The organism is Mycobacterium vicinigordonae (assembly GCF_013466425.1).
Taxonomy (GTDB): Bacteria; Actinomycetota; Actinomycetes; order Mycobacteriales; family Mycobacteriaceae; genus Mycobacterium; species Mycobacterium vicinigordonae.
Map to the genome: position 1 here is coordinate 6121962 of NZ_CP059165.1, position 26535 is coordinate 6148496.

General features: G+C 65.9%; 30 protein-coding genes. 18 read left to right on the forward strand and 12 right to left on the reverse strand.

Annotation, left to right across the window (positions count from 1 at the left end; translation table 11 throughout):
* Positions 1–11: 11 nt before the first annotated feature.
* The 3 genes from H0P51_RS27525 to H0P51_RS27535 are packed head-to-tail and all read right to left on the reverse strand — an operon-like array spanning position 12 to position 2448.
* The gene (locus H0P51_RS27525) at positions 12–842 is read right to left on the reverse strand and encodes an HAD family hydrolase (protein ID WP_180919269.1); all 831 of its coding nucleotides are present in this window, start codon (positions 840–842) and stop codon (positions 12–14) included.
* A complete protein-coding gene (locus tag H0P51_RS27530; protein WP_180915922.1) occupies positions 820–1623 on the reverse strand; it encodes a lysophospholipid acyltransferase family protein in 804 nt (267 codons plus the stop codon). Before H0P51_RS27530 ends, H0P51_RS27525 begins: the two co-directional genes overlap by 23 nt.
* A 45-nt stretch (positions 1624–1668) precedes the next feature.
* On the reverse strand, positions 1669–2448 hold the full coding sequence (locus H0P51_RS27535; RefSeq protein ID WP_180915923.1) for a lysophospholipid acyltransferase family protein: 780 nt from the start codon (positions 2446–2448) through the stop codon (positions 1669–1671).
* 66 nt (positions 2449–2514) lie between these two features.
* On the opposite strand from H0P51_RS27535, the gene H0P51_RS27540 reads away from it, so the two are divergent.
* The 3 genes from H0P51_RS27540 to H0P51_RS27550 are packed head-to-tail and all read left to right on the forward strand — an operon-like array spanning position 2515 to position 5194.
* Positions 2515–3249: a phosphotransferase gene (locus H0P51_RS27540; RefSeq protein ID WP_180919270.1), complete on the forward strand. Its 735-nt coding sequence runs from the start codon at positions 2515–2517 to the stop codon at positions 3247–3249.
* A 59-nt stretch (positions 3250–3308) separates the two neighbouring features.
* Positions 3309–4859: an MBL fold metallo-hydrolase gene (locus tag H0P51_RS27545; RefSeq protein WP_180919271.1), complete on the forward strand. Its 1551-nt coding sequence runs from the start codon at positions 3309–3311 to the stop codon at positions 4857–4859.
* Entirely contained in the window at positions 4856–5194 is a 339-nt protein-coding gene (locus H0P51_RS27550; RefSeq protein WP_180915924.1) for a hypothetical protein, read from the forward strand. Before H0P51_RS27545 ends, H0P51_RS27550 begins: the two co-directional genes overlap by 4 nt.
* Here the strand turns inward: H0P51_RS27550 and H0P51_RS27555 are convergent, their stop codons facing one another.
* Together H0P51_RS27555 and H0P51_RS27560 are read right to left on the reverse strand one after the other, a co-directional pair.
* Positions 5195–6769, reverse strand: coding sequence for a phytoene desaturase family protein (locus tag H0P51_RS27555; RefSeq protein ID WP_180915925.1), 1575 nt, complete (start codon positions 6767–6769; stop codon positions 5195–5197).
* A gap of 47 nt (positions 6770–6816) precedes the next feature.
* The gene (locus H0P51_RS27560; protein WP_180915926.1) at positions 6817–7437 is read right to left on the reverse strand and encodes a TetR/AcrR family transcriptional regulator; all 621 of its coding nucleotides are present in this window, start codon (positions 7435–7437) and stop codon (positions 6817–6819) included.
* A gap of 73 nt (positions 7438–7510) precedes the next feature.
* On the opposite strand from H0P51_RS27560, the gene H0P51_RS27565 reads away from it, so the two are divergent.
* Positions 7511–8017 carry a DUF2834 domain-containing protein gene (locus tag H0P51_RS27565; RefSeq protein ID WP_180919272.1) on the forward strand — a complete coding sequence of 169 codons (507 nt, stop codon included), beginning with the start codon at positions 7511–7513 and terminating at the stop codon, positions 8015–8017.
* A gap of 19 nt (positions 8018–8036) precedes the next feature.
* Here H0P51_RS27565 and H0P51_RS27570 read toward each other — a convergent pair whose 3' ends face one another.
* Positions 8037–9158 carry a GGDEF domain-containing protein gene (locus tag H0P51_RS27570; RefSeq protein WP_180915927.1) on the reverse strand — a complete coding sequence of 374 codons (1122 nt, stop codon included), beginning with the start codon at positions 9156–9158 and terminating at the stop codon, positions 8037–8039.
* 107 nt (positions 9159–9265) lie between these two features.
* Positions 9266–10531, reverse strand: a complete 1266-nt coding sequence (serS, locus tag H0P51_RS27575; RefSeq protein WP_180915928.1) for a serine--tRNA ligase — start codon at positions 10529–10531, stop codon at positions 9266–9268.
* 121 nt (positions 10532–10652) lie between these two features.
* Between serS and H0P51_RS27580 the strand changes: the two genes are divergently transcribed.
* Both H0P51_RS27580 and H0P51_RS27585 read left to right on the forward strand, forming a co-directional pair.
* Complete coding sequence (locus H0P51_RS27580) at positions 10653–12077, forward strand: septum formation family protein (protein WP_180915929.1); 1425 nt, start codon at positions 10653–10655, stop codon at positions 12075–12077.
* Between the two features lie 4 nt (positions 12078–12081).
* Complete coding sequence (locus tag H0P51_RS27585) at positions 12082–12432, forward strand: metallopeptidase family protein (RefSeq protein WP_180915930.1); 351 nt, start codon at positions 12082–12084, stop codon at positions 12430–12432.
* 266 nt (positions 12433–12698) lie between these two features.
* Here H0P51_RS27585 and H0P51_RS27590 read toward each other — a convergent pair whose 3' ends face one another.
* Together H0P51_RS27590 and pheA are read right to left on the reverse strand one after the other, a co-directional pair.
* Positions 12699–13397 carry a histidine phosphatase family protein gene (locus H0P51_RS27590; RefSeq protein WP_180915931.1) on the reverse strand — a complete coding sequence of 233 codons (699 nt, stop codon included), beginning with the start codon at positions 13395–13397 and terminating at the stop codon, positions 12699–12701.
* Positions 13394–14323, reverse strand: a complete 930-nt coding sequence (pheA, locus tag H0P51_RS27595; protein ID WP_180915932.1) for a prephenate dehydratase — start codon at positions 14321–14323, stop codon at positions 13394–13396. The genes H0P51_RS27590 and pheA overlap by 4 nt, the downstream gene beginning before the upstream one ends.
* A 98-nt stretch (positions 14324–14421) precedes the next feature.
* Here pheA and H0P51_RS27600 point away from each other — a divergent pair, with 98 nt between their 5' ends.
* The 3 genes from H0P51_RS27600 to H0P51_RS27610 all read left to right on the forward strand — a co-directional run bounded on the left by H0P51_RS27600 (position 14422) and on the right by H0P51_RS27610 (position 17151).
* The gene (locus tag H0P51_RS27600; RefSeq protein WP_180915933.1) at positions 14422–15207 is read left to right on the forward strand and encodes a DUF2470 domain-containing protein; all 786 of its coding nucleotides are present in this window, start codon (positions 14422–14424) and stop codon (positions 15205–15207) included.
* A gap of 50 nt (positions 15208–15257) precedes the next feature.
* Positions 15258–16433 carry an LCP family protein gene (locus H0P51_RS27605; protein WP_180915934.1) on the forward strand — a complete coding sequence of 392 codons (1176 nt, stop codon included), beginning with the start codon at positions 15258–15260 and terminating at the stop codon, positions 16431–16433.
* A 172-nt stretch (positions 16434–16605) separates the two neighbouring features.
* Positions 16606–17151, forward strand: coding sequence for a ferritin (locus tag H0P51_RS27610; protein WP_180915935.1), 546 nt, complete (start codon positions 16606–16608; stop codon positions 17149–17151).
* Positions 17152–17155: 4 nt separating this feature from the next.
* On the opposite strand, the gene H0P51_RS27615 is transcribed toward H0P51_RS27610, so the two are convergent.
* Together H0P51_RS27615 and H0P51_RS27620 are read right to left on the reverse strand one after the other, a co-directional pair.
* On the reverse strand, positions 17156–17968 hold the full coding sequence (locus tag H0P51_RS27615; protein WP_180915936.1) for a glycerophosphodiester phosphodiesterase: 813 nt from the start codon (positions 17966–17968) through the stop codon (positions 17156–17158).
* A gap of 4 nt (positions 17969–17972) precedes the next feature.
* On the reverse strand, positions 17973–18992 hold the full coding sequence (locus H0P51_RS27620; RefSeq protein ID WP_180915937.1) for a DUF4328 domain-containing protein: 1020 nt from the start codon (positions 18990–18992) through the stop codon (positions 17973–17975).
* Between the two features lie 494 nt (positions 18993–19486).
* Between H0P51_RS27620 and H0P51_RS27625 the strand changes: the two genes are divergently transcribed.
* The 8 genes from H0P51_RS27625 to rraA all read left to right on the forward strand — a co-directional run bounded on the left by H0P51_RS27625 (position 19487) and on the right by rraA (position 24244).
* A complete protein-coding gene (locus H0P51_RS27625) occupies positions 19487–19639 on the forward strand; it encodes a hypothetical protein (RefSeq protein ID WP_180915938.1) in 153 nt (50 codons plus the stop codon).
* A gap of 167 nt (positions 19640–19806) precedes the next feature.
* Positions 19807–20430 carry a superoxide dismutase gene (locus tag H0P51_RS27630; protein WP_180915939.1) on the forward strand — a complete coding sequence of 208 codons (624 nt, stop codon included), beginning with the start codon at positions 19807–19809 and terminating at the stop codon, positions 20428–20430.
* Positions 20431–20655: 225 nt separating this feature from the next.
* Positions 20656–21189, forward strand: coding sequence for a peptidase (locus H0P51_RS27635; protein WP_180919273.1), 534 nt, complete (start codon positions 20656–20658; stop codon positions 21187–21189).
* Positions 21190–21818: 629 nt separating this feature from the next.
* The gene (locus tag H0P51_RS27640) at positions 21819–22217 is read left to right on the forward strand and encodes a helix-turn-helix transcriptional regulator (RefSeq protein WP_180915940.1); all 399 of its coding nucleotides are present in this window, start codon (positions 21819–21821) and stop codon (positions 22215–22217) included.
* Between the two features lie 96 nt (positions 22218–22313).
* Complete coding sequence (locus H0P51_RS27645) at positions 22314–22970, forward strand: DUF6474 family protein (protein WP_180915941.1); 657 nt, start codon at positions 22314–22316, stop codon at positions 22968–22970.
* Positions 22971–22976: 6 nt separating this feature from the next.
* Positions 22977–23216, forward strand: coding sequence for a hypothetical protein (locus H0P51_RS27650; RefSeq protein ID WP_180915942.1), 240 nt, complete (start codon positions 22977–22979; stop codon positions 23214–23216).
* Positions 23217–23299: 83 nt separating this feature from the next.
* A complete protein-coding gene (locus tag H0P51_RS27655; protein ID WP_180915943.1) occupies positions 23300–23758 on the forward strand; it encodes an Rv3852 family protein in 459 nt (152 codons plus the stop codon).
* A gap of 3 nt (positions 23759–23761) precedes the next feature.
* The gene (gene rraA / locus H0P51_RS27660) at positions 23762–24244 is read left to right on the forward strand and encodes a ribonuclease E activity regulator RraA (RefSeq protein ID WP_180915944.1); all 483 of its coding nucleotides are present in this window, start codon (positions 23762–23764) and stop codon (positions 24242–24244) included.
* Here the strand turns inward: rraA and H0P51_RS27665 are convergent.
* Positions 24241–25710: a flavin-containing monooxygenase gene (locus tag H0P51_RS27665; RefSeq protein WP_180915945.1), complete on the reverse strand. Its 1470-nt coding sequence runs from the start codon at positions 25708–25710 to the stop codon at positions 24241–24243. The two genes, rraA and H0P51_RS27665, sit on opposite strands and share 4 nt — an antisense overlap.
* A gap of 154 nt (positions 25711–25864) precedes the next feature.
* Between H0P51_RS27665 and H0P51_RS27670 the strand changes: the two genes are divergently transcribed.
* Positions 25865–26512 carry a TetR/AcrR family transcriptional regulator gene (locus H0P51_RS27670; RefSeq protein ID WP_180915946.1) on the forward strand — a complete coding sequence of 216 codons (648 nt, stop codon included), beginning with the start codon at positions 25865–25867 and terminating at the stop codon, positions 26510–26512.
* Positions 26513–26535 lie beyond the last annotated feature (23 nt).

The following is a 26535-nucleotide window of genomic DNA, read 5'->3' on the forward strand; positions in this document are numbered from 1 at the left end:
GAGCAACAATGTCAAGACCACCATCGCTCAAGGACCCGTGCCACGCCGTCGTCGCTGTTGGGGGCCGTCACCTCGTCGGCAGCGGCCCGCGCCTCGGGGTGCGCGTTGCCCATCGCCACGCCCAAACCCGCTTCCAGCAACATCGGGATGTCGTTGGGCATGTCGCCGAACGTGATCGCGTCGCCGATCTCGATGCCCAGCGGTCGGGCGACCTCGCGCAGACCGGTGGCCTTGCTGATGCCGCGCGGCACGATTTCGAGCAAACCGTTGTTAGTGGAGTACGTCAGATCGCCCTCGGCGCCGATCTGCCCGGCCATCGCAGCCGCCATATCGGCGCTGGACACCCCCGCCTTGCGGATCAGCAGCTTGATCGCCGGCGCACTGAGCAAATCGTCGAAGGACACCTCGGTGTTGTCGGGATTGAGCCAGGCGTGTTCATATCCCGGCGAGCTGACGAACTGCGGGGTCGCCGAGTCGTGTGCGCGTTCCCCGATCCGCTCGACCGCCAATCCCGCGCCGGGTATGACGCGGCGGGTGATGTCGGCCAGCACCGCCAGGGTCTCAACGGACAGGGTGCGCGCAGAGACCACCCGGTCGTGTTCGGGGTCGTAGACGACGGCGCCGTTGGCGCAAACGGCCATCGGCGCAAATCCCAGGGCCTCGACGACCGGCCTGACCCAGCGCGGGGGGCGGCCGGTGGCCAACACGAATTGAGCGCCGTCGGCGACAGCAGCCAGCACCGCCGCCCGGGTTCGCGGGGTGAGGGTCTCGTCCTCGTTGAACAGGGTGCCGTCGACGTCGCACCCGATGAGCGCAGGCCTACGGCTGGCGGGAGTCGTCAGCGTGGCCCGCCTTCTTCGGGTTTTTAGAGGTGACGCCGTCGTACCCGAGTTTCTGCGCTCGCTCAGCCAACTCGGCGATCCGGAATTCCTTGGACTCGTCCGGGGTCGGCGCGCTGCCACCCAGCCGTCGCGGCACCCAGTACTCGCCCTCGGGATGCGGATACTGCTCCTGCACCCAGTGCAGCATCGCTTCCATCGCCTGCCGAAGGATAGCGTTGAATTCTTCGGCGGTGCCCTGCGGCCACAGCGGCCGTCCGATTGCGGCGGTGATCGGCACCTTGCTGCGGAACAGCTTCTTCGGGTGGTCTTTGGGCCAGATCCGGTGCGCGCCCCAGACGATCATCGGGATGATCGGCACGTTCGCCTCGATCGCCATTCGGGCCGCGCCGGTCTTGAACTCCCGCAACTCGAAGCTGCGGCTGATGGTTGCCTCCGGGTGCACTCCGACGAGTTCACCCTCGCGCAGCCGCTGCACGGCCACCGCGTACGCCTCGGCGCCCATGGTGCGGTCCACTGGAATCAGCTGGATGTGCTTGATGACGTAGTTGACCGCTTTCACGTCTGCCATCTCGGCTTTGATCATGAACCGCAGCCGACGCTTGCGTTCCTTGGCGGCCAGCGACGCCGGGATCCAGTCCACGTAGCTCGTGTGGTTGAGCGCGATGATCGCTCCGCCGCGCTCGGGAATGTTCTCCAAACCCTGATAAGTGATCTTGTTGCCGTTCAGCGCCACGACCGACGGAACAAGATATTCCAGCATGCGAAATACCGGCTCAGCCATTTCACGATTCTCCTTCACACCTAGAGCTGGTGCGATGTCTGACACTCACTGCTCCGTGGCACCCCCTGGGTGGGCCTTTTCCGCACGCCGGGCGGCTTTGGCCGCCGCCTCCTCGGCATCCAGCTGAGCTGCCTCGGCCAGCGACGGCGCTCCGCCGCCCAGCCGGCGGGGCACCCAGAACTCGCCGGCCGGGTGCGGCCCGTACTGCTCTTGCGCGCGTACCAGCAAATGCTGCATCCGGGAACGCAGCAGGCCGTTCAGTTCGTCGACGGGCAGGGTCGGGGCGATCGGTTCGCCGACGATGATCTGAACGGGCACCTTGGGGCGGTAGATCTTCTTGGGGTGATCCTTCGTCCAGATCCGCTGTGCGCCCCAGACGATGTGCGGGACGATCGGAACCCCCGCGTCGATGGCCATCCGGCCCGCCCCGGACTTGAACTCCTTGATCTCGAAGCTGCGGCTGATCGTCGCTTCCGGGTAGACGCCGACCAGCTCACCGGCTTTGAGGTTCGCTACGGCGGCGCTATAGGAAGCGGCGCCGCTGTCTCGGTCCACCGGAATGTGCCGGAAGGAACGCATCAACGGCCCAGTGATCTTGTGGTCGAAAACCTCCTGCTTGGCCATGAACCGCACTTTGCGGCCGAGGCCCTGGCGGTAGGCGGGCAGACCGGCCAGCATGAAGTCCAGGTAGCCGGTGTGGTTAATTGCGACCACGGCGCCGCCACTGGTCGGGAGGTTCTCCACACCGCTGACGGAGATCTTGAGACCCTGCAGGCGAAAGATCATCCGGGCGAGCGTGATGGCAGTGCCGTATGCGGGTTCCACAGCAGTTCAGCCTAGTGCTCCAGCCCGTCGTGTGGCCCAAGTGGCAAAGAAAGGCGAGGTGAAACGCTGGTGTACCCCGAGTCGCCCCCCGAGGTGCCGGCGGTAGTCGACCGCCTGGCGGCAGGGCGTCCCGTGCGTGCGATATGGCGCAACGAGCTAGGCGGCGTCACCTTCCGGGTCGGCTCGTCCGCCGAGTCGCTCACCGAGTTCGTCAAGGTTGGTGGCGGCCACGACTTCGCCGGCGAAGCGCGCCGATTGCGCTGGGCGGGGCGGTACATTCCGGTGCCGCGGGTGTTGGACTTCGGTACCGACGAGCAGGGCCGCGCATGGCTGCATACCCGCGGGTTGCCCGGTGTGTCCGCGGTTCACCCGCGCTTTAGGTCGGCACCGGAGGTCGCGGTGCGGGCCATCGCTGTGGGCTTGCGCACAATGCATGACAGTCTGCCGGTGTCGTCGTGCCCGTTCGATTGGTCGGTGCCGACCAGGATGGCCGAGCTGTCTCCGATGCACCGGGCGAACCTGCCGGAGCCACCCCAGGTGGATCGGCTGGTGGTCTGCCACGGCGACGCGTGCGCTCCCAACACCTTGATCGACGACGTCGGCCGCTATTGCGGGCACGTGGACCTGGGCGCACTCGGCTTGGCCGACCGGTGGGCCGATCTGGCGGTGGCAACGCTTTCGTTGGGGTGGAACTTCCCGGGCCGCGACTGGGACTCGGAGTTCTTCTCCGCCTACGGCATCGACCCCGACCCGGTACGCATCGCCTTCTACCGGCGGCTCTGGCAGGACCCCGACCTCTGACTCAAGCTAAGCTCTGGACTGGGATTGCAGGCACCCGGATGGGTGAACGGAAGGTATTTGTGCAGGTCACAAGCGTCGGTCATGCTGGCTTTCTGATCCAGACCCATGCGGGCAGCATTCTGTGCGACCCGTGGGTCAACCCGGCCTACTTCGCCTCGTGGGTGCCGTTTCCGGACAACCGCGAGCTGGACTGGGACGCGCTGGGCGCCTGCGATTACCTGTACGTCTCACACCTGCATAAGGACCACTTCGACGCCAAGCTGCTGGCCGAGCACGTCAACAAAGATGCGCTGGTCCTGCTGCCCGATTTTCCGGTGCCCGACCTGCGCAACGAGTTCGAGAAGCTGGGGTTTCACCGGTTCTTCGAGACCACCGACTCAGTCCAGCACCGGGTGTCGGGACCCAAGGGCGACCTTGACGTCATGGTCATCGCCCTGCGCGCGCCCGCCGACGGCCCGATCGGAGACTCCGCGCTGGTGGTCTCCGATGGCGCGACCACCCTGTTCAACATGAACGACGCACGCCCGGTCGACCTGGATGTGCTGGCCGCCGACTTCGGCGCGATCGATGTGCATCTGCTGCAGTATTCGGGCGCGATCTGGTACCCGATGGTCTACGACATGCCGGTTCGCGCCAAGGAGGCGTTCGGTATTCAGAAGCGGCAGCGGCAGATGGATCGCGCCCGCCAGTACATCGCCCAGGTGGGTGCGACCTGGGTGGTGCCGTCGGCTGGTCCGCCGTGCTTCCTGGACGCCGAGCTGCGGCACCTCAACGACGACCATGGGGATCCGGCCAACATCTTCCCCGACCAGTTGGTGTTCCTGGATCAGATGCGCAGCCACGGCCACGACGGTGGTCTGTTAATGATCCCGGGGTCGGTGGCCGATTTCGCCGGCTCAACGCTGAATTCGCTGCGCCACCCGTTGCCCACCGACCAGGTAGAAGCCATCTTCACCACCGGCAAAGCGGCCTACATCGAGGCGTTCGCCGAGCGGATGGCGCCGGTGCTGGCCGCCGAGAAGGCCACCTGGGCCCCCGCAACCGGCGAGCCGCTGCTGGAGCCGTTGCGCGCACTGTTCGAGCCGATCATGCTGCAGAGCGACGAGATCTGCGATGGCATCGGCTACCCGGTGGAGTTGGTCATCGGCCCCGAGACCGTGATCTTGGATTTCCCGAAACGTGCTGTGCGGGAAGGTGTTCCCGACGAGAAGTTCCGTTACGGCTTCGCGATCGAACCGGAGTTGGTGCGCACGGTGCTGCGCGACAAAGAGCCGGACTGGGTCAACACCATCTTCTTGTCCACTAGGTTTCGGGCTTGGCGCGTCGGTGGCTACAACGAATACCTGTATACCTTCTTCAAGTGCTTGACCGACGAGCGAATTGCCTACGCCGACGGCTGGTTCGCCGAATCGCATGATGACTCGGCCTCGATCATCTTGGACGGGTGGGAGATTGCGCGTCGTTGTCCGCACTTGAAAGCGGATTTGTCCAAATTTGGTGTGATCGAAGGTAATACGCTGACGTGCAATCTGCATGGTTGGCAGTGGCGCCTGGACGACGGTCGCTGCCTGACCACGCGGGGGCACGAGCTGAGGAGCTGCCGCGCATGAGCACGGTGGCCGATCTGTGCTACGACGACGGCGCGGTCCAGTTGGACCGCGCGGCGCTCACGTTGCGCCGCTACCATTTTCCTTCCGGTACGGCGAAGGTGATCGGTTTGGACCAGATCCGTTCGTACAAGGCCGAAGACCTCGGCATTCTTACCTGCCGGTTCAACATTTGGGGCAGTCCGGATCTGCGCCGCTGGCTGCCGCTGGACCTGTACCGTCCGCTGAAGTCGACGCTGATCACCCTTGACATACCGGGTTCGCGGCCAGCGTTCACTCCGGCGCGGCCGGAGGAGTTCCTCGCTTGTCTGGACGAATTGCTGGGTGCCCGCGGCTGACTAGCGGTCTTCCAGCGCCGCGCGGCCGGCGTTGTAACCGGGCGTGAAGGTGATTCCCGGGCCGCCGTGGCAGCCGGCGCTGCCCAAATATAACCCCTGAATCGGAATCGGTTGGCCGATAAAGCCTCTGGGGCCCGGCCGGTTCTGCCCGACTTGGTCGGAGTGCAGCAGCCCGTGGCAGTAGTCGCCACCGGGCGCCCCGAACATCACCCCCATGTGCTTGGGCGTGAACGTGGTGTGCCGGATGATGCTGCGCTCGAAATTCGGCGCAAGGCGGTTGATCTTGTCGATCACCCGTTGGCCCATCTCGACCTTGGCCGCGCCGTAGCGCCCCTCTTCGTCCATGTTGCCTTCGACCGGGAACCACAGCGCGAACGCCGACGCCGCGTGCTTGCCCGCTGGCGCCAGGTCAGGATCGTGTACCGACGGGATCTGCAGCACCAGCGTCGGATCGGCGGGGACAACGCCGCGGCGGCAGTCCTCCCACTGTTGCTGCACCTCCTCGGGTGTGCAGAAGATGCCGATCGACGCCTGCAAGGTCGGGTCGTTCAGCGCCTCATACGGTGCTGCGAACTCCGGTGCCTCCTGCAGCGCGAAGTGCATCTGCAGGTAGCTGCCGCGGTGGTCGATACGTGCGTAGCGGTCCCGGATGTCGGCGGGCATGACGGAGGAATCGATCAGGTCGTTGACAGTGACGTCGGGTGCCACGGCGGAGACGACGGTCGGAGCGCGCAGCACCTCGCCCGATTCGAGACGCACTCCGCCTACCTGGTTGTCGGCGACGAGGATCTCGGCCACCTTGGAACGCAACCGAACTTCCCCGCCGTTGCTTTGCAGCACCTGGGCCAAATGCGCGGTGAGCGCACCGATTCCGCCGCGCAGTTTCTTCATCTGCACGAAATCGCCCTCGGGGATGCCGAGTCCGAAGGCCAGCGCGGCGGCGCTGCCCGGCGTGGACGGTCCACGGTAGAGGGTGTTGACGGCCAGCATCGTCATCGAGCCTCGGATGGCGCCGTGCTTCTCCCGGTCCGGGAAGTAGCGGTCGAGCACCTCGGTGACCGAACCGAACAGCATGTCATCGATCGCAGAACGTTCGAATTCGTTTGTGGCACAGGCATACATCTGGTCGAAGGTCTTGGGCAGGGTGCCGGCCTCGAAGCGGCCCAGCGCCCGGGTCGGCGCCTGCGCCCACATCAGCAGGCCCCCCATGCCGGCGACCGCGTCGGCCCCGTGCACCTCGTTGAGGTGTGTGAACATCTTCATCGGGTCGGAGTACTGGACCAACGGGTCGTCGCCGACACCGCGTAGGGCAACCGACATCACCTCCAGGTCCACGGTCGGCAGCGTGTCCAGACCCAGTTCGCTGATCACCTCCAGCGAGGTGGGGAACTGGACCGACCCGGCGATCTCGAACCGGTAGCCGTCGAACAGCTCCACGGTGGATGCCATGCCACCTGCATAGAGCTTGCCGTCCAGACATACCGTCCGTAGTCCGGCTTGCTGCAGCAGCACCGCGGCGGTGAGGCCGTTGTGTCCGGCGCCGATGACGATCGCGTCGTACTCAGATTCAGGCATGCCGACCTCCCGATAGGGAGGCTCGCACGTAGCGGAAGTTTTGTCAATTATGACGAAACTGCGGTGCGCCAAGTCCCAGCGAGGCCGGCCCGCAGCGACTCGAGTGCCAGCTGGCACACCCGGGCCAGTTCACCCAGCGACCGGTCCGCACCGAGCATCCACACCTCCATCGCGCCGAACACCGCGGCCGCGATGCTGCGCGCGATCACCGCGGTGCGCACCTTGGCGTCCGGCGTCTGGTTGGCCGCGCTGCGGCGTTGCAGCTGTGCGGCAATCGCCTCGGCGAAGTCGGTCTGCACATCCTGGATGTGCCGCACGATGCGACTAGGGTCCAGTTCGCCACCGCGCAGCGCAGCGACCTTCGTCACCGCCTCAACGTCGTAGGGAAAGGCGAAGATCGCAGTCTGCACCGAATCGATGATCGGTTCGTCGGCGGGCCGCGCGTCCAGCGCCGCACGAAACCAGTTGAGACCGGTGTAGTCGGCGAACAGCAGATCGTGCTTGGACCGGAAGTGACGGTAGAAGGTGCGCAGGGACACCCCTGCGTCGGCGGCGATCTGCTCGGCCGAGGTCTCCTCGACACCCTGGGCAAGGAACCGGGCCAGCGCGGCCTGGCACAGCGCGTCCCGGGTGCGTTCGCTTCGCACCGTCTGCGCAGGCCTGACCATGGCAGACAACGTACCCCAGGAAGTTGTTATGACAATATTGACAAAACTTCGGCGCCGGGGTGAGACTTCGGCAATGGTCTCGCTGCTCACTCACGCCGTCCTCGGTATCGCCGTGATTTTCTGGATCGTCAGATCGAACCCGGCGGTCTACGCCAAACCCGCGGACGGACCCTTGTTCTCGCCTTTGGAAATCGTCTACTACGTCGTGGGCGTCGCCTCGATCGCGCTGGGGTGGTACTTCAACATCCGCTTCGTGCAGGGGTACGCCCCGCAGGGGATCAGTGGGACGCACAACCCCATCTGGGGGCCCGGCAGCTGGACGCAGTACATCCAGTTGATGTTCGTCAATCCCGCTGCGGGCTCCGCCGGCCAGGATTACACGATCGCCAATGTCATTCTGCTACCGCTGTTTTCGATCACCGACGGCTACCGCCGCGGGTTCAAGCGGCCGTGGCTGTTCTTCGTCAGCAGCCTGTTCACCAGCTTCGCGTTCGCCTTCGCGTTCTACTTCGCCACCATCGAGCGACAGCATCGGCACGAACGCGCGGCGGGCGTTGCGGCGCCGAAGCTGGCCGCCTAGGCGTTTCGGCGCTCGATCCTTAGGCGCTCGGCCCTGAGGCGCTCACCCCGTCGCTGCGGCGGTCCATCAGGTGGTCGCCGTGGTGACAGGTCTGGTTGCCGCCACGGCGTTTGGCTACATACATCGCAGCATCGGCGGCGCAGATCAATTCGTTTAGGCGGGCTGGCGTGTCCAGTGCGGCCGGCACGCGGCGGCCGACCTCGGCGGCAGCCGTCCCGATGCTCCCGGTGATGTTGAAAGGCAACGCGGCGATGGCGTCGCAGAGCCGCTGCGCACGCGCGTATACCTCGGCCGGATGCCAGACATCAGCGATCACGAACTCCTCACCGCCCACCCGGCCGATCACCGCGGAATCGTCGGTGTGCTCCCGCAGTGCCTGCGCCACCGCCACCAGCGCGTCGTCGCCGGTGCTGTGCCCGAAGCGGTCATTGAGTTGTTTGAAGCGATCCAGGTCGATCACAGTGATCACCAGACAACCCGGATTCTGCCGCTCCAGCTGGCGCTTGGCGCGCAGATGGAAGGCGCGGCGATTCAGCAGACCAGTGAGCTGGTCATGTTCGGCCCGCATCGCGTCGATCCCCAGGACATGCGCTACGGCCTGGATACCGAAGGGCACTCCCAGGTTGAGCGTGATCACCACCGAAAATGCGCATGCCGCCGAGACAAAGCCGTACACACCCATCTGGCGCCACGCCTCCACGACGCCTATCGATGCCGCGACCAGGAAGTTGTACACCATCAGCGGAGCGGCGTGGAACAGCGCGATATAGCCTGCCATCGTCGCGAAGGTGGTGCAGGCCAACATCCCCGCAAGGGGATTGCTCTGGGCCAACGCGGCCAGCGCGATGCTGGCATTCGACAGCAGCGTGAAGCACACCGCTTGGCGGTGCGTCGGCCACCGCGATACCCACAGCAGCGCACCGACCGTCGCTCCGCCGACCGCACCCAGCGCACATGCCTGCTGGAACATCCCGCGCGGTCCCGTTGTGCTGAAGCTGGTCGCAAGGATCACGGCGGCCAACGCCAGGCCGATAACCGCTATTGCGGCGCGGGTACGACCTGCCATTCCGCGGGCCTGCAGCAGGGATCCGAGCTGGTCGTAGTGATCAGGCTGACGCCACCACACAGCAAACCAGCCCATCCTGGTCACCTCCCCCTGCGCTGCGCAAATCATAATTCAGCTGCATATCCGCAGCTAGGGGTCAAATTTCGCGGCTAGCAACGCGTCGGAAACCATCCAGAAGCGGCTCAGACAGGGCTCACGGGCTCGAGCACCTCGGCACCAACGAACGGCGCCAGGGCGGCCGGCACCCGCACACTGCCGTCGGGCTGCTGGTGGTTCTCCAGCACCGCGACCAACCACCGGGTGGTGGCCAGCGTCCCATTGAGGGTGGCCGCGACCTGCGGTTTTCCGTTGGCGTCCCGGTATCGGGTGGCCAGCCGGCGGGCCTGGAACGTGGTGCAATTCGACGTCGACGTCAGCTCACGGTAGGTCTGCTGGGTGGGCACCCAGGCCTCGCAGTCGAACTTGCGGGCGGCCGATGAGCCCAAGTCACCGGCGGCCACATCGATCACCCGGTAGGGCACCTCGATCAGTGCGAGCATCTCGCGCTGCCAGCCCAGCAACAGCTGATGTTCGGCCTCGGCCTCCTCGGGCCGGCAGTAGACGAAACCCTCGACCTTGTCGAACTGGTGCACGCGGATGATGCCACGGGTGTCCTTGCCGTAGCTGCCGGCCTCGCGCCGGAAGCACGACGACCAGCCCGCGTACCGCAGCGGCCCGTCGGACAGGTCCAGAATCTCCCCGGAGTGGTACCCGGCCAGCGGTACCTCCGACGTGCCGACCAGGTACAGGTCATCGGCCTCGAGCCGGTACACCTCGTCGGCATGGGCGCCCAGGAATCCGGTACCGCTCATCACCTCGGGCCGCACCAGTACCGGCGGGATCATCGGGATGAAGCCGTTGTCCACCGCGACCCGCAGCGCCAGTTGCAGGAGTCCCAGCTGCAGCAGCGCACCACGGCCGGTCAGGAAATAGAACCGCGAGCCGGAGACTTTGGCGCCGCGCTGCATGTCGATGAGGCCCAGCGATTCGCCGAGCTCCAGATGGTCCTTCGGGTCCGCCAGCTGCGGCACGTCGCCCACCACTTCGAGAACCGCGAAGTCGGCTTCGCCACCGGCCGGTACCCCGTCGATGATGACGTTGGGAACGGCCATGTGCGCAGTCGTGAATGCCGCTTCAGCAGCCGCCTGGTCGGTCTCGGCGGCCTTCACCTGCTCGGCGAGGTCTTTGGCGCGCTGCAGCAGCGCGGGGCGTTCCTCCGGCGAGGCCTTCCCGACGGATTTGCTAGCGGCCTTCTGCTCGGCGCGCAGCGCATCCGCCGCCGAGATTGCGGCACGGCGTGCGGCATCGGCCTCCAACAACGCTTCCACCGCCGCCGGGTCTTCGCCGCGGCTGAGTTGGGAACGTCGTACGGCGTCGGGGTCTTCCCGGAGCAGCTTTAGGTCGATCACGGCCGCAAGATTACTTTTGCGTGGTTTCAGGGGTCGCGGCAGCCAGCCAGGGCTCCGTCCCTTGTCTCACATCTGCAACATTGGTAACACCCCTGGGTGGGTGCTGTCAGAATGGGAACCAATGTTGGACGCGCCGGAGAAAGATCCGAAACCCGAGAACCCCGCCGATGGCGAGGTCGACGAGTCGTCAGCGACCACCGACGAAGCGACGCTGATTGACGATTCCGGAACGCTCGCCGACGAGTCGGATGACGAAACGGACGACGCTGCCCCAGTCTCCGGAGGTTTCCGCTGGCCTACTCCGCTGCAGGCCTCCGCAACTAGGCGGGCACTGTTGCTGACTGCCCTGGGCGCACTGCTGATCGCCGGCCTGCTCACCGCGTTACCGAACTTCGGCACTGGACCGGATCGGCTGGCTGGCTACATCAACAACGACCCGCTGCCCAATACCGGCTCCAAGACGAACACCGCATTCAGCCGCGCCAACAGCGGCGACTGCCTGAACTGGCCGGACGGCACACCGGAGTCCGCCACTATCGTCAGCTGCGCCGACGACCATAGGTTCGAGGTCGCCGAAGCGGTAGACCTGCGGACCTTTCCGGGTTCGGAGTACGGACCCAGTGCCGCTCCCCCGTCGCCGGCCCGTATCCAGCAGATCAACACCGAACAGTGCGAGCCCGCCGTCCGTCGTTACCTGGGCACCAAGTTCGACCCCAACAGCAAATTCACCGTCAGCATGCTGTGGTCGGGTGACCATGCCTGGCACCAGGGCGGCGAGCGCCGGATGCTGTGCGGTCTGCAGCTGCCAGGCCCGAACAACCAACAGGTCGCCTTCAAGGGCAAGGTCGCCGACATCGACCAATCCAAGGTCTGGCCCGACGGCACCTGCCTGGGCATTGACCCGGCCACCAACCAGCCGGTGGACGTCCCGGTCGACTGCGGGGCACCGCACGCGATGGAGGTCACCGGCACCGTCAACCTGGCCGAGAGGTTCCCCAACGGGTTCCCTGCCGAGGCAGATCAAGACGGGTTCATCAAAGATTCCTGCACCAAGATGACCGACGCTTACCTGGCGCCGACCAAGTTACGCACCACCACTCTGACTCTGATCTACCCGACCGTGTCGCTGCCCAGCTGGTCGGCGGGCAACCGCGAGGTCGCGTGCAGCATCGGCGCGACGTTGGGCAACGGCGGCTGGGCCACGCTGGTGAACAGCGCGAAGGGTCCGTTGTTGATCAACGGCCAGCAGCCGGTGCCCCCGCCCGACATTCCCCAGGAGCGGCTCAGCCTGCCGCAGATTCCGGCTCAGCTGCCGACACAACAACCCTCAGCGCCAACCCAACAGCAGGCCCCGACCACGCCGCCGGGCAACCAGCACCTGCCCAACCAGCAGCCGGTGGTGACACCGACGCGCGCGCCCTCCTCGCCGGCGTCGGAAGTCCCGCCCGCCCCGGCGCAACCCGCTCCGGCGCCGCCTGCTGACGGTGGCGGCCCGCCGCCTGCCCCGGCACCCGAAGGTCCCCCGCCTGGCGAACCCCCGGCCTAGCGGCGTGGGCGTGCGGATGAACCCACAGCGGTTCGACGAGCTGGTCTCCGACGCACTCGATCAGATTCCCGCCGAGCTGACAGCTGCCATGGACAACGTCGTGGTGTTGGTCGACGATCGCCACCCCGACGACGACGGGTTGCTCGGCCTGTACGAAGGGGTGGCGTTGACCGAGCGCGATTCCGACTACGCCGGAGCCTTGCCGGATGCGATCACCATCTACCGCGAGGCGTTGCTGGACGTATGCGAATCCGAGGAGGAGGTCGTGGAGCAGGTGGCGATCACGGTGATCCATGAAATCGCCCACCATTTCGGCATCGACGACGACCGGCTCGACGAACTGGGCTGGGGCTGATCATTTACGGCCCGGAACCGGCGGGGCAGCTCGGATTTGTCGGCATCCGGTGTTATGAACGGCGTATGAGCACAGGCTGCCGCGACTGCCGGGCCGGCTTAGAGCACTGCCACGGCACCTTGATTCTTCACTCTATGAGCAGGCCCGAATGCACCGAGTCGGACTGCACGGTTCCGGAGCTATTCACCCACGCGTTCGTCATCGACTGCGATGCGGTCGGGTGCGACTGCGCCAGGTCGGCGAGTTTGGACGAAGACGAAGGGGGATCAGCCCATCGGGTCGGTGCTTGACGCGACGGCGTCCTGCACCGGTGTGACGGTTGGTTCCGGGTAGAAGGGCGGGGTGAGAGCACCCCACTGCAGGCAGCTCCACCGCCCGTCGGTGATCGGGGCCAGCACCACCGATTCGGCGTTGTTCAGCGGGTTGTCCAGCACGAAACTGCCGTCCACGCCGGCCAGCACGGCCGACGCGAGCCGGATCGCTGCGCCATGACTGACCACCACGATGTCGCCTTGCCAGGCGTCGTCGTCCAGGTAGCGCATCCGCAGATCGGTGAGCACCGGCACGTAGCGGTCCAACACCTCTTGAGCGGTCTCGCCGCCGGGTAACGGCACGCGCAGATCTCCGAGATGCCAGCGCTTGTAGATGGCGTTGAATTCGGCGACTGCATCGTCGTCGTTGCGGTTCTCCAACTCGCCGACCTGCACCTCGTGGATGCCGGAGAGTTGCTGTGCCGCCACGTCGAGTTCCGCACCGATCACTGCCGCAGTCTCCGACGCCCGGGTGGCCACCGAATGCGCCAGGATGGCGGGTCGGCGCCGCGGGCCCGACCTGCGCTGCGCGAAGGCCCGCGCCTGGTCGCGGCCCAGTGGCGTCAGCGCAGCCCCGGGCGGCACGGTGTCCAACCGGCGCTCGACGTTGCCGAACGATTGCCCGTGTCGCAGCAATACCAACCGTCCGCTCATTGCGGCACCTCCCCCTGTCCGTCCCGCAACCGCGCCAGCCAGCCCGACGCTTCCGCCGACACCGGCGGCAACGCCCCCGCGGGCTGGCCGGTGGGCCAGGAACCCAAATAGCGCACGTCGACACAACGACGGTGCAGCGCCTTGAGTGCCTCGGCGACGGCGTCGTCGTCGATGTGTCCCACACAGTCGACGAAAAACATGTAGGTGCCCAGCCCGGTCCGGGTGGGTCTTGATTCGATGCGGGTCAGGTCGATACCGCGGATTCCGAATTCGGTGAGCACCAGCAGCAGGGCGCCGGGTGCGTTCTCGATCCGCAGGACCACCGACGTGCGGTCGGCCCCGGTGCGAGCCGGCGCCGGACCGGGCGAGCCGATCAGCACGAACCGGGTGCGTGCGCCGGACTCGTCCACCACGCCTTCGGCCAGGGCTGGCAGTGCGTAGTGGGTGGCCGCCAACGGCGACGTCACCGCAGCGTCGACGCGGCCCTCTACAACCTGCCGGGCGGCGTCGGCGTTGGAGTATGCCGGGCACAGTTCGACGGCGGGCAGGTGTGCGGCGAGCCATTGCCGCACCTGCGCTGCGGCCACCGGGAAGGCGGCCACGCTGTGGATGTCGGCGGCGCTCCGCCCGGGTTGCGCGACGATGGTGAAGGCCACCTCCAGCGTCGTCTCGGCGAATATCTGTAGTGGCGAGCCGATGGCCAGACTGTCCAGGGTTGGTGCCAGCGATCCGTCGATCGAGTTCTCGATCGGTGCGCACGCGTAATCCGCGGCGGCATTTCGCACCGCGTCCAGGGCCGCAGGCGTGCTCTCTACCGGGATGCGGTCAACGGGGCCGCACTCGGGGACCAGTCCAGCGTCCACGATTTGAAGCAGCGCGGCCTCAGTGAAGGTCCCCTCCGGACCGAGGTATGCGATGCGGGTCACACGCCCAACCCTAACGGCGCCCCACCACCCACCGTCGCCCCTTGCGACCTAGCTTAGCCTAAGTTACGTTAGGCTTACCTAAAAAGCAGGAGGTAAGCGTGTTACCGGTCACACATCCGACGCCGACCACAGCCGAGCGTATCCGCAGCGCCTGCGCGCGGGCCGGCGGCGCCCTGTTGGCGGTCGAGAACGCGGATCCGGTCGCCACCGCTGTACACCACCTGCTTTATGACGGCACCTTCGCCGTGGCGGTCCCCACCGGCTCCCCGGGCTGCGACGCCGACTGCGGATCGCAAGCGCTGCTGGAGCTGACGGACTATGCGCCGTTGCCGGTGCGCGAGCCGGTCCGCTCCCTGGTCTGGGTCCGCGGCCGATTGCACCGAGTCCCGCCGGGGGCGGTGGCCAAGGTGCTCGACCTGATCGCCACCGAGAACCCGAACCCGGTGTTGTTGCAGGTCGACACCCCCAAGTCCAGCCCCGCCGACGACGATGAGATGCGGTACACGCTGCTGCGTCTGGAGATCGACTCCGTCGTGGTCACCGACGCGACTGGCGCAGAGCCCGTCAGCGTCGGAGACCTGCTCGCGGCGCGACCCGACCCGTTCTGCGAAATCGAGTCGACGCTGCTGTGGCACCTCGCCACCTCTCACAACGACGTGGTGGCGCGGCTGGTTGCCCGGCTGCCCGCACCGTTGCGCCGCGGACATGTGCGTCCGCTGGGCCTGGACCGTTACGGGGTGCGCTTCCGTGTCGAGGCGAACGACGGGGACCGTGACATCCGGCTGCCGTTCCACAAGCCGGTCGACGACATGAACGGCCTGAGCCAGGCCATCCGGGTACTGATGGGCTGCCCCTTCGTCAACGGGCTGCGCGCACGCCCGTAAACCCACGTCACCGGCTACCCGAGCGCGGATCGACCGCGTAAGTTGACCGGGTGAACGGCGATCGGTCACTCGGAGGGCGGCCGGACGCTGGTCCACCTCGTCGGCCTGGCCCGGAACCGTCGCCGCTGCTTCGCCGCCCGACCCGGCCGCCCGCCGGGACCACCCGGCGATCCGAACCGCCACCCCTTCGCACTCCCCCACCGCACCGCGTTGCGCCCCCACCCCGGCCGGCCGCCCCCCGGTCACGGCGTAGCACTGGCAGGCGCCGCTGGTTGCGCATCGTGGCGCTGAGCCTGCTGATCGTCGCGCTGCTGGCCGCGGCCGGCGTCCTAGGTCTCACGCTCTGGGTCGACTCCGCCCTGCGCCGCGCGTCGGTGTTGGTGGACTATCCGGACCGGCCAGCGCCGGGCCGCGGCACCACTTGGCTACTCGTCGGGTCCGACAGCCGCGAGGACTTGACCGCCGCACAGCAGGAAGACCTCGCCACCGGCGGCGACGTCGGCTCTAGCCGCACCGACACCATCCTGCTGATCCACATCCCCGGATTGGGATCGGCAACCCCGACCACCCTGGTTTCGATACCGCGAGACTCCTACGTACCGATCCCCGGCTATGGCCGCGACAAGATCAACGCCGCATTCTCCCTTGGCGGCGCGCCACTGCTGGCCCAGACCGTCGAGCAAGCGACGGGGGTGCGCCTCGACCACTACGCGGAGGTCGGATTCGGCGGGTTCGCTGTCCTGGTCGACGCCCTGGGGGGTGTCACCGTGTGCCCCGCCGAGCCGATCCGCGATCCGCTGGCGGGGCTGGATCTGCCGGCCGGTTGCCAAAAAGTGGACGGTCGGCGGGCGCTGGGTTATGTCCGGACGCGGGCCACGCCGCGGGCCGATCTGGACCGGATGATCCACCAACGGCAGTTCATGGCGGCGCTGCTGAGCAGGGCCACCAGCCCGACGGTGTGGTTGAACCCGTGGCGCTGGTATTCGGTGCCGCAGGCGGCCGTCGCTGCCCTCACCGTGGACCGCGGAGTCCGTGCCTGGGACCTGGGCCAACTCGGCCTGGCACTACACGGGCACACCACGGCCCTGACGGTGCCGATCGGCGAGTTCACCGACAACGGCGCCGGCTCAGTGGTGGTGTGGAATCACGACTCGGCTCGCGCGTTGTTCGAGGCGATCGCCACCGACGCGCCGGTTCCGGCCGCGGCGCTGGACGAACAGCCGTGACGGCGCAATGGCCGACGAATTGCGCCTTTCGAGTTTGAATTACTTAGGTAACGCTGACCTGACGAGAACGTAATTATCGTGCGGCAGGAATGTCGCTGCCGTTAGGGAAACCTTTCCTGACTAAGTGAAACCTTTGTTGCCGGTGCTTGTTGAGCTGGGATAACCTGCGCTCATGACGGATTACGACGGGGCGAAGACAAAGTTTCACGCGTTAATGCAAGAGCAAATTTTCAACGAATTTACTGCCGCGCAGCAATATATTGCGATTGCCGTTTATTTCGATGGTGAGGATTTGCCGCAACTGGCCAAGCACTTTTACGCGCAAGCGGTCGAGGAACGCAACCACGCGATGATGCTCGTACAGCACCTGCTTGACCGCGAGCTGCGGGTGGAGATCCCCGGGGTGGACGCGGTGCGCAACCAGTTCGACCGACCGCGCGAAGCGTTGGCCTTAGCGCTGGACCAGGAGCGTGCGGTCACCGACCAGGTCACCCGATTGACCGCGGTAGCCCGCGACGAGGGCGACTACCTCGGCGAGCAGTTCATGCAGTGGTTCCTCAAGGAACAGATCGAAGAGGTCGCGCTGATGTCCACCCTGCTGCGCGTCGCCGACCGGGCCGGATCCAATCTGTTCGAGCTGGAGAATTTCGTTGCCCGGGAGGTACCCACGGCGTCGGCAGGGCCGAGCGCGCCGCCCGCCGCGGGCGGCGGCCTGTAGCGGGTCAGCCGGCGCGGCCGTTCTCCAACCACGCCTTGGTGCGACCGGGATGGTTCGTGGCGATCCACGCCACCCCAACCTCGCGGCAGAAGTCCACGTCGTCGTACTCGTCAACGGTCCAGCAGTACACCGACCGGCCCTGCGCCGCGGAGCGGTCTACCAGCTGCGGATAGTCGCGCAGCGCCGCCAGCGAGGGTCCTACCGCGGTGGCGCCGACCGCGGTGGCCGCGCTGCTGGTCAGGTACCGTCCAGTCTTGCCCAGCAGCACGGTTGGCAGCATCGGCGCCGCCCGCCGGATCCGCCACACGGCGGCCGCAGAAAACGACATCACCACCGCGCGCGACCGGTCCGCGGAGGGCGGTGCGGCGATGCCGAACCGGTGCAGCAGCGCCAGCAGCTTGCTTTCAACCAGCGAGCCATAGCGCACCGGGTGCTTGGTCTCGATGAAGATCTTCACCGGCCGGTTCCAATCGAGGACCAGTGCCACTAGGGCGTCCAGGGTCAACAGGCTGGTATCGCCGTGGGTCCCGTCGGCCCGCCAGCTGGCGTGCCAGGAACCGTACTCCAGCTCGTGCATCTCAGCCAGCGTCGCGGTGCTAACCAGACCCTCGCCCGTTGAAGTTCGGTCCAGACGTCGATCGTGCACGCAGACAAGGTGGCCGTCGCGGGTCAGGCGTACGTCGCATTCCACGCCGTCGGCACCCTGCTTGAGTGCCACGTCGTACGCCGCCAGCGTGTGTTCCGGCCGGGCTGACGACGCGCCGCGGTGGGCGACCACAAAAGGGTGCCCGGCGAGGACCTCATCCGCCCGCGTCATACGCCTATGCTGCCGGGTCCTGTCCCTCCGACTCAACCGTTGTGACCGGTGCGGGTCTACTTTGTCGATCCGGCTCGACCACGAGCCAACGGTGGGCGGGCCGTTGCACCGGCTTTCGTTCGAATCCTTCGAAGACTCGTGCTACGGCACCCACGGTGAGCGCAGCGACCAGGTACCCGAGCACCACCATGACGGTGTTGTTGGCGATGCCCTGGGCGTCGGAGGACAGGCAGGTGGCAATGGCGAACAGCGAGATCAGATAGCTGACAATCCAGGCAAGCCACCAGACAGCGATCGGCTTGCGCACCCGCTCGTAGTGGTCTTCGACGAGTGCGAGCTCGATTACGTACACGGGAGCCATCACCAGATTGGCGAAAGGCATCAGACACCCGGCCCACAGCCGGCCCGTCGAGCGGTGCTCCGGCAGGTCGTGATAGTCAAACGCCGCGGCCCGCCGCGCGATCAGCCATTCGATGAGCGCCACAAAGCACGCCAACAGTGCCAGTAGCGCCGCCACGCTGGCAGCGATACCCAACCAGTCCGCGGCCAAGGCCACCAGCGAGTTCAACAGCGAATCGCGGTTGTAGATCAGCAGCCCGTAGCGCACCGCGTACACCAGTGCTGCGCCGCAGAACACCAGCTGAGCCGCGAACATCAGCACTCGCAGCAGTTCTGGGCCAGGACCGGGCTTGGCGGGCGCATTCCGTGACGACGAGACGGCCTGCGGTACCCGGTCGACCAGTCCCCAGCGGGGTATCACGTTGTAGCGCGGCGTCGGGCCCAGTGGTCGGCGCCCGCGGCGCCTGGGCGGAGCGGCCCCGGGACGCACCGCTATCCAGCGGAAACCGGGTGGTAGCCGCGGCGCCTCTCGCGGCGTGGGAGCTACTGGCGGACGCCACCGCGGATCGCCGGGGGCTGGGTCCGCTAGTGGCGCCATCAGTGCCCCTCGGCAGCGAGGGCACCATGTGCGCTGCCGCTCGCGCACGTTCCATCGAGTGCCGCACTGGGAGCACACCTGGATCACCGCACCAGAGTAACCGCGCCCATCGCGACCGACGCGCAGCATTCGGCACCGGCAGCCGCTGTGCGTCGGCTAGGCTCGCCCAAAAATCGCAGCCGGGCCGAATACGTGACGTAGGCCACAGCTACCAATAGCTATCCACAATTTCCACAGGTTTATCCACAACCAGTCAGGGGGGTGGAGACACCGCCTATCGGCCAGATCTGGCGAAAGCTGTGGATAACATTGCGGTAACGACCGGAACCATCGACAGGTCTACGTAGCGTCTGAGCGAAATTTGCCGAACCGCCAATCAGAGGCGGATACCCCCCGGCGGTAGCGCCCAAACATCCACATCGACAACCTATTTGACGGTCGATCCGCTACCAGAAGACTAAGGATCACGAGGATTTTTCAAGCCGCCCACACCGCGCTATGATCGCGAACACTACATTCGATTGTGACTCAACTCACTAGCGATGCGCAGAGCGGTGAACATGCAGGTGGAGAGCGTTTAGATGGCCACACATTCATTCGGCCCGGGATCGACGCCGTCAAACCCGTACTCGGGTTCGCCCGCGTGGAACCATGCCTACGTCATTGCCGCCTTGCGCGCAGGTCTGATCGCGTTGGCATTGCTGGCCGTACTGGCGCTGATCGCGCTGTCTTGATCGCCGCTTGATCGTCGGCGGCGGGGGTATACGCATCCAACTAGCCATTGGGCTCATCCTTGCGGCATAGGCGGTCATGGAGCAGGGTTGAATAGGTCAGACCGCCGCGTGGCGGGACCCCGCGAACGATGCGTCAAGACGATCCGCTCATCGAAGGAAGGAATGCCGTGGCTGAATACACCCTGCCCGACTTGGACTGGGACTACGCAGCACTGGAACCACACATTTCCGGTCAGATCAACGAGATCCACCACAACAAGCACCACGCCACGTACGTCAAGGGTCTCAACGACGCGGTGGCAAAGCTCGAGGAAGCTCGAGCTAAGGACGACCACTCCGCGATCTTCCTGAACGAGAAGAACTTGGCGTTCCACCTCGGCGGTCACGTCAACCACTCCATCTGGTGGAAGAACCTGTCGCCCAATGGTGGCGACAAGCCCACCGGTGACCTCGCCGCCGCGATCGACGACCAGTTCGGCTCGTTCGACAAGTTCCGCGCCCAGTTCAGCGCGGCAGCCAACGGCCTGCAGGGCTCGGGTTGGGCGGTGCTGGGCTACGACACCCTGGGCGACAAGCTGCTGACGTTCCAGCTCTACGACCAGCAGGCGAACGTTCCGCTCGGTATCATCCCGCTGCTCCAGGTCGACATGTGGGAGCACGCTTTCTACCTGCAGTACAAGAACGTGAAGGCTGACTACGTAAAGGCGTTCTGGAACGTCGTCAACTGGGCCGATGTCCAGGACCGCTATGCCGCTGCCACTTCGAAGACCTCGGGGCTGATCTTCCCCTGATCCTCACCGCAACGACTTGGGCGTCGCGCCGGATGGCGCGGCGCCCTTGCCGTTCCCGGACTTTCGGTCATTTCCCGATGTTGCGGTTGCTTTCGGTGATGTCGCCGTGTCGAGTTGCGTGCCACGAAAACCCCGCGCATTCTTGGTTATTCAAGCTAGATTTACCTTTTGGCAATTCGAGCTACCAGCGTGGTTACTTCGGATGAAGGCAGTTCGGAGGGCGATATGGATGCCGGCACGGGTAGGCCTATCGGGGTTGCTCCCTTTCACTCTCGTGGCGCCCTGAAGGGATTCGTAATCTCTGGGCGCTGGCCCGATTCCACCAAGGAATGGGCCCAACTGTTAATGGTCGCGGTCCGGGTCGCCTCCCTGCCTGGATTGCTCTCCACCACAACGGTATTCGGCGCCCGCGAGGAACTGCCCGACGAGCCCCAGCCAGATACCGTCGGCCTGGTGCTTGCCGAGGGAACGGTGTTCGGCGACGAGGCCATTCAACCGGGGTACTTTGCGCAGCATCAGCCCCCGGCGCTGCTGATGCTGCATCCACCGTCGGAGACCATGCCGTCGTTGCCAGAGTGCAGCGGCGCGGCGTCGGGCTGCGTGCTGCTGCCCGGACTGCCGTATCTGGGCTTGGAGCACCGGGCGGCTTGGGTGGAGGCGGAAGCCGACGGCACCATCACCTCGATGGTGAGCCGGGTCGGCGTCGACCCGATCAGTCACCCGGACACCGCGATTCTGGCGATGCTGCTGGCCGCCTGACGGCCGCCCCCCATGCACTAGATCGAATCCCCTCCGCTTTGCGATGCGCTGTCTCGCGCCCAACGGGTGCTGGGCGCCGATCAGGGCAATTGCGCAAACTCGGTAGTGCCCGCTGGGTACGGCCGATTGCGCCGGACACCTCTCGCAGATCCGCTGGCGCAGGCGGTGCGGCGCCGGTCCGTAAGTCGGTAGCGCCGACCCGCCGCAGCCTCCGTTCTGGCTGAGCGGGCGAGCCCACCCGACACCGCGCACACCGATCTCCGCGCGACTCGCCGACGCCAGACAGCAAAGTAGGCAATCGCGGCCTGCGCTTCGTCGGCTGGTTGCCCGAGGCGGGGCGTCCCTGTCTGTCGCGACGCGGCTGACCCAACCGTCAATTGTCCTGCCACCGCGCCGTTCCACCCATTCTCGCGGTGTATTCTGCGGATAACCTGTGAATCCGGGCAACTCCGGGGCAGTCGGCCCTATCATTTGAGTGCTCAGCGCGGATATCCAGCGCAGGCGCCCGCAACCCTGGCACCGGATAGCCGCAGGTTTGCACTTGGTTGTGGACGACGGAAGTCGGTACCATGATCAGCAAATAACTAGGAATACCCGTTTTGTCTTATTGCCCGGTGGAGGTCATATCGATGAGCACGACGTTCGCTGCCCGCCTGAACCGCCTGTTTGACACGGTTTACCCTCCCGGACGGGGTCCGCACACGTCCGCAGAGGTGATCGCGGCACTCAAGGCGGAGGGCATCACGATGTCGGCTCCCTACCTGTCGCAGCTACGCTCTGGCAACCGCACAAACCCTTCGTCGGCGACCATGACCGCGCTCGCGAACTTCTTCCGCATCAAGCCCGCCTTCTTTACCGATGACGACTACTACGAGAAGCTCGACAAGGAGTTGCAGTTCTTTGCCACGGTGCGCGACGACGGAGTGCGCCGCATCGCGGCCCGGGTCCACGGGTTGTCCCACGAGGCGCAGCAAAAAGTGCTGGACCGTATCGAGGAGCTGCGCCACACGGAGGGGCTGGACTCCTGACCTGACGGACTGCCGGCGGCGTACTCGGATTAGGGTTGGCGCAGCGCTCGCGGATGCGCACGCGATAGTCCACAAGAGACCGGGAGGCGGCCGGGAATGGGCCTGTTCCGTAAGCGAAAGAGCCGTGCGACTCGTCGCGCCGAAGCCCGCGCGATCAAGGCCCGCGCCAAGCTCGAGGCCAGACTGTCCGCGAAAAACGAGCGGCGCCGCATCAAGTCAGCCCAGAAAGCCGCCGACAAGGCGTTCAAGGCGCAACTCAAAGCGCAGAAGGACAGCGATCGGGCGGCGCTGAAGGTCGCCGAGACCGAACTCAAGGCGGTACGCGAAGGCAAGGTGTTCTCACCTACCCGCATCCGCCGGGCGCTCACGGTTTCGCGGCTGTTGGCGCCGGTGTTGACGCCGCTGATCTACCGGGCGGCAATTGCCGCGCGCGGGCTGATCGACCAGCGTCGGGCCGATCAGCTGGGAGTCCCGTTGGCTCAGATCGGGCAGTTCTCCGGACACGGGGCTCGGCTGTCGGCCCGGATCGCCGGAGCTGAACAGTCGCTGCGCGCGGTTGCGGACAAGAAGCCCAAGGATGTGGAAACCAAGGAGTTCGTCACCGCGATCGGTGCGCGGCTCGCTGATCTGTCGGCGGCGGTCACCGCCGCCGAGAACATGCCGACCCAGCGGCGTCGGGCCGCCCACGCAGCCATCTCGTCGCAACTCGACGGCATCGAGGGCGATCTGCTGGCCCGGCTCGGACTCGGCTGACCTGGCATGGCTGAACAAGTCTTTTGCGCGAAACCGCAGGTGGCGCGCCTGCGGTGGTTGATCGCCCGATTGGCGCTGCTGTGGGCCGCCATGGCCGCATTCGCCGTCCTGACGGCCGCCGCCGCTTCGGCATACACCGCTGCCCCCGGCGAACGAGAGCCCAACATGCCCACGTGGCCGTTTGTGGTCGGGGCCATTGCCGCCGTCGCGGTGGTCGCGATCTGGCAGGTGCGGCGCAGGCCGTAACCAGCCCGGACGCGGCTGGCATGATGGACCCGGAGTGATCAGCGACCCTACGTGACGATTCAACGCTGCAAAGGAGCGGCCGCATGGCAGATCCGCAAGACCCACCCGAAGGCGAACCCGCCGCCAACCCGCCTGCCAAGAAGCAGCCCGCCAAGAAGGCGCCCGTGAAGGCTGCCAAGGCACCGGCCAAGAAGGCCCCCGCCAAGAAGGCGCCGGCCAAGAAAGCACCGGCCAAGAAAGCGCCGGCCAAGAAAGCGCCGGCCGAGAAGGTCCAACCCCCACCGCCACCTTTCGAGGCGCCAGCCCCGGCCGCCGCCGCCGACAAACCTGCCGTCCTGCAGCAGCACGCCGAAACCAACGGGCAGTTGGAAGCTGCAAAAGACGCTGCAGCACAGGCAAAGTCGACTGTCGAAAAGGCGCAGAACCCGCTGCCCGCCGAGGGGCCCGAGCCCGGTTCGTCACAATCGCCCGTGCCGTGGGTGGTTGCTGTCACGCTCAGTCTGCTCGCGCTGCTGTTGGTCCGGCAGTTGCGCCGTCGCTGAGCCATGCCTGTCTCATTCCGTGCGACGGCCGATTTGGTCGATGACATCGGCCCGGAAGTGCGCAGCTGCGATACGCAATTTCGCCAGTTCGGTGGCCGCGCGGAATTCGCCGGCCCTATTACGACGGTCCGCTGCTTTCAGGACAATGCATTGCTGAAATCGGTGCTTTCTCAGCCGGGCTTTGGCGGGGTTCTGGTGGTCGACGGTGCCGGGTCCCTGCACACCGCGCTGGTTGGTGACCTGATCGCGGAGTTGGCTCGCTCCAACGGCTGGGCAGGCCTGATCGTCAATGGTGCCGTGCGAGACTCCGCGGCGCTGAGCGGCATCGACGTCGGGATCAAGGCGCTGGGTACCAACCCGCGTAAGAGCACCAAGACCGGCGCCGGGGAATGTGGCGTCGAAATCACGCTCGGTGGCGTCACTTTCGTGCCCGGCGACGTGGCCTACAGCGATGACGACGGCATCGTCGTCATCGCTGCAAATTAAACCGTCACCGCCGCAGGCTTTTTGGCGAACAGCAGGCCCTCGTCGCCGATCTTGCCGCGCCGGATCAGGTGGATGTCGCGCAGGTAGTTCTGGTTGAGACGCCACGGGGTCCGCGAGCCCTGCTTGGGCAACTCGTCGAGAGAACGCAGCACGTATCCGGGTGTGAATTCCATGAACGGCCGCTCTTCGACATCGGCGGCCGGCTCGTCCACGACAACGGTTTCGTATCCGTGGTCATCCATGTAATTGATCAGGCGACAAGCGAATTCCGACACCAGATCGGCTTTGAGGGTCCACGACGCGTTGGTATAGCCGACGGTGTAGATCATGTTGGGCAGTCCGGACAGCATCATGCCCTTATACGCCGTCGTCTTGGTCAGGTCCACCGGTTGGCCGTCGATGCTTGTGGTCGCGCCGCCGAATAGCTGCAGGTTCAAACCCGTTGCGGTGACGATGATATCGGCCGGCAATTCGGTGCCCGAGTTCAGCCGGATACCGGTCGCGGTGAATCTGTCGATGGTGTCGGTCACCACATCGGCCTTCCCGTGCCTGATGGCTCGGAAGAGGTCACCGTTGGGCACCAGGCAGAGTCGCTGGTCCCACGGGCTGTAGTGCGGTCCGAAATGCTTTCGCACGTCGTAGCCTTCGGGTAGCTGACGCTGCGCCCACCCCATCAGGATCTTGCGCATCCGGCGTGGCCACTTTTTGCACGCACCGTACATCGCTGCCTGCCGGATCACGTTCTTCCAACGCGTCGCGGTGTAGGCCGCCCGGTCAGGGAGGGCACGGTTGAGCCGCTCGGCGATCGAGTCGCGTTGCGGCTGCGACACGATGTAGGTGGGCGAGCGCTGCAACATCGTGACATGATTCGCGCCCGAATTCGCCAGCGCGGGAACAAGAGTGACGGCGGTGGCGCCACTGCCGATCACGACGATGTTCTTGCCCTGGTAGTCGAGATCCTCCGGCCAGTGCTGGGGGTGGATGAGCGGCCCGGCGAAATCTTCGGAGCCGTTGAACCTCGGTGTATAGCCTTGCTCGTAGTTGTAATAGCCGCTGCACAGGAACAGGAAGGAGCAGGTGAGCGTGCTCGGTGTGCCGTCGTTGTCGACCTGCAGAGTCCAGCGTCGCTCGGCGGTCGACCAGTCCGCACCGGTGACGTTCTGGCGGTACCGGACGTGCTTGTCGATGCCGTACATGGCGGCAGTGCTCTTGACGTAGTCCAGGATCGGCTCGCCGTCGGCGATGGCCTGCCGTTCGGTCCATGGGCGGAACCGGAAGCCGAGGGTGTACATGTCGGAGTCGGAACGGATGCCAGGGTAACGAAACAGGTCCCATGTCCCGCCCATGTCGGCGCGCTTCTCCAAAATGGCGTAGCTCTTGGTCGGGCAGCGGTCCTGTAGATGCCAGGCTGCGCTAACCCCCGAGATGCCGGCGCCCACGATCACAACGTCCAGGTGCTCAGTCATGCAACCACGCTATCAACGGTGTGTCGAGTGGGTCAACGAAGTGTCGAGTCCTTCACGCAGGCGCGCGTCGGCACTACCCAGCCAGGAGCCGCAATGCCGGCTGAGGCACTGTCGACATCCTGTCGACATTCTCAACGCGGTGTAGTCTGCCGTGATGGCTTCCTCCACCGCGAGTCGCAGCCCACTGCCGCGCGGCAGGCGCAGCGCCCGGCCATCCGGCGACGAGCGCGAACTCGCCATCCTGACCACCGCCGAGCGCTTACTGGAAGACCGGTCGCTGGCCGACGTCTCCGTCGACGACCTGGCCAAGGGTGCCGGCATCTCGCGCCCAACCTTCTACTTTTACTTCCCCTCCAAGGAGGCGGTGCTGCTCACCCTGCTGGACCGGGTGGTCAACGAGGCAGACTCCGCGCTGCAGGGCTTGGCCGAGAACCTGGCCGAAGGCGGTGCGACCAGGTGGCGCACGGCCCTCAACGTCTTCTTCGAGACATTCGGGTCCCACAAGGCGGTGACCCGCGCCAGCATGTCGGCTCGGGAGACCGGTCATGAGCTGCGTGAACTCTGGTCGAACTTTATGCAGAAGTGGATCACCTTCACCGCGTTGGGAATCGACGCCGAGCGCAGCCGTGGAGCGGCCCCGCAGACCTTACCCAGTTTGGAGCTGGCGACCGCACTGAACCTAATGAACGAACGCGCGCTGTTTGCCTCATTTACCGCCGAGCAGCCGTCGGTTCCCGAGGCGCGCGTCCTGGACACCCTGGTGCACATCTGGGTGAGCAGCATCTACGGGCAGACGCGGTAGCTGTCGTACCCGCATGCGAACAT

What these genes read in the sequence shown, in the direction of transcription:
- H0P51_RS27530 (WP_180915922.1), bottom strand. Translation starts at nt 1,623, where the DNA reads ATGGCTGAGCCGGTATTTCGCATGCTGGAATATCTTGTTCCGTCGGTC.
- H0P51_RS27550 (WP_180915924.1), top strand. Translation starts at nt 4,856, where the DNA reads ATGAGCACGGTGGCCGATCTGTGCTACGACGACGGCGCGGTCCAGTTG.
- H0P51_RS27555 (WP_180915925.1), bottom strand. Translation starts at nt 6,769, where the DNA reads ATGCCTGAATCTGAGTACGACGCGATCGTCATCGGCGCCGGACACAAC.
- H0P51_RS27560 (WP_180915926.1), bottom strand. Translation starts at nt 7,437, where the DNA reads ATGGTCAGGCCTGCGCAGACGGTGCGAAGCGAACGCACCCGGGACGCG.
- H0P51_RS27565 (WP_180919272.1), top strand. Translation starts at nt 7,511, where the DNA reads ATGGTCTCGCTGCTCACTCACGCCGTCCTCGGTATCGCCGTGATTTTC.
- H0P51_RS27570 (WP_180915927.1), bottom strand. Translation starts at nt 9,158, where the DNA reads ATGGGCTGGTTTGCTGTGTGGTGGCGTCAGCCTGATCACTACGACCAG.
- H0P51_RS27580 (WP_180915929.1), top strand. Translation starts at nt 10,653, where the DNA reads ATGTTGGACGCGCCGGAGAAAGATCCGAAACCCGAGAACCCCGCCGAT.
- H0P51_RS27590 (WP_180915931.1), bottom strand. Translation starts at nt 13,397, where the DNA reads ATGAGCGGACGGTTGGTATTGCTGCGACACGGGCAATCGTTCGGCAAC.
- H0P51_RS27610 (WP_180915935.1), top strand. Translation starts at nt 16,606, where the DNA reads ATGACGGATTACGACGGGGCGAAGACAAAGTTTCACGCGTTAATGCAA.
- H0P51_RS27615 (WP_180915936.1), bottom strand. Translation starts at nt 17,968, where the DNA reads ATGACGCGGGCGGATGAGGTCCTCGCCGGGCACCCTTTTGTGGTCGCC.
- H0P51_RS27625 (WP_180915938.1), top strand. Translation starts at nt 19,487, where the DNA reads ATGGCCACACATTCATTCGGCCCGGGATCGACGCCGTCAAACCCGTAC.
- H0P51_RS27635 (WP_180919273.1), top strand. Translation starts at nt 20,656, where the DNA reads ATGGATGCCGGCACGGGTAGGCCTATCGGGGTTGCTCCCTTTCACTCT.
- H0P51_RS27640 (WP_180915940.1), top strand. Translation starts at nt 21,819, where the DNA reads ATGAGCACGACGTTCGCTGCCCGCCTGAACCGCCTGTTTGACACGGTT.
- H0P51_RS27645 (WP_180915941.1), top strand. Translation starts at nt 22,314, where the DNA reads ATGGGCCTGTTCCGTAAGCGAAAGAGCCGTGCGACTCGTCGCGCCGAA.
- H0P51_RS27650 (WP_180915942.1), top strand. Translation starts at nt 22,977, where the DNA reads ATGGCTGAACAAGTCTTTTGCGCGAAACCGCAGGTGGCGCGCCTGCGG.
- H0P51_RS27655 (WP_180915943.1), top strand. Translation starts at nt 23,300, where the DNA reads ATGGCAGATCCGCAAGACCCACCCGAAGGCGAACCCGCCGCCAACCCG.
- rraA (WP_180915944.1), top strand. Translation starts at nt 23,762, where the DNA reads ATGCCTGTCTCATTCCGTGCGACGGCCGATTTGGTCGATGACATCGGC.
- H0P51_RS27665 (WP_180915945.1), bottom strand. Translation starts at nt 25,710, where the DNA reads ATGACTGAGCACCTGGACGTTGTGATCGTGGGCGCCGGCATCTCGGGG.
- H0P51_RS27670 (WP_180915946.1), top strand. Translation starts at nt 25,865, where the DNA reads ATGGCTTCCTCCACCGCGAGTCGCAGCCCACTGCCGCGCGGCAGGCGC.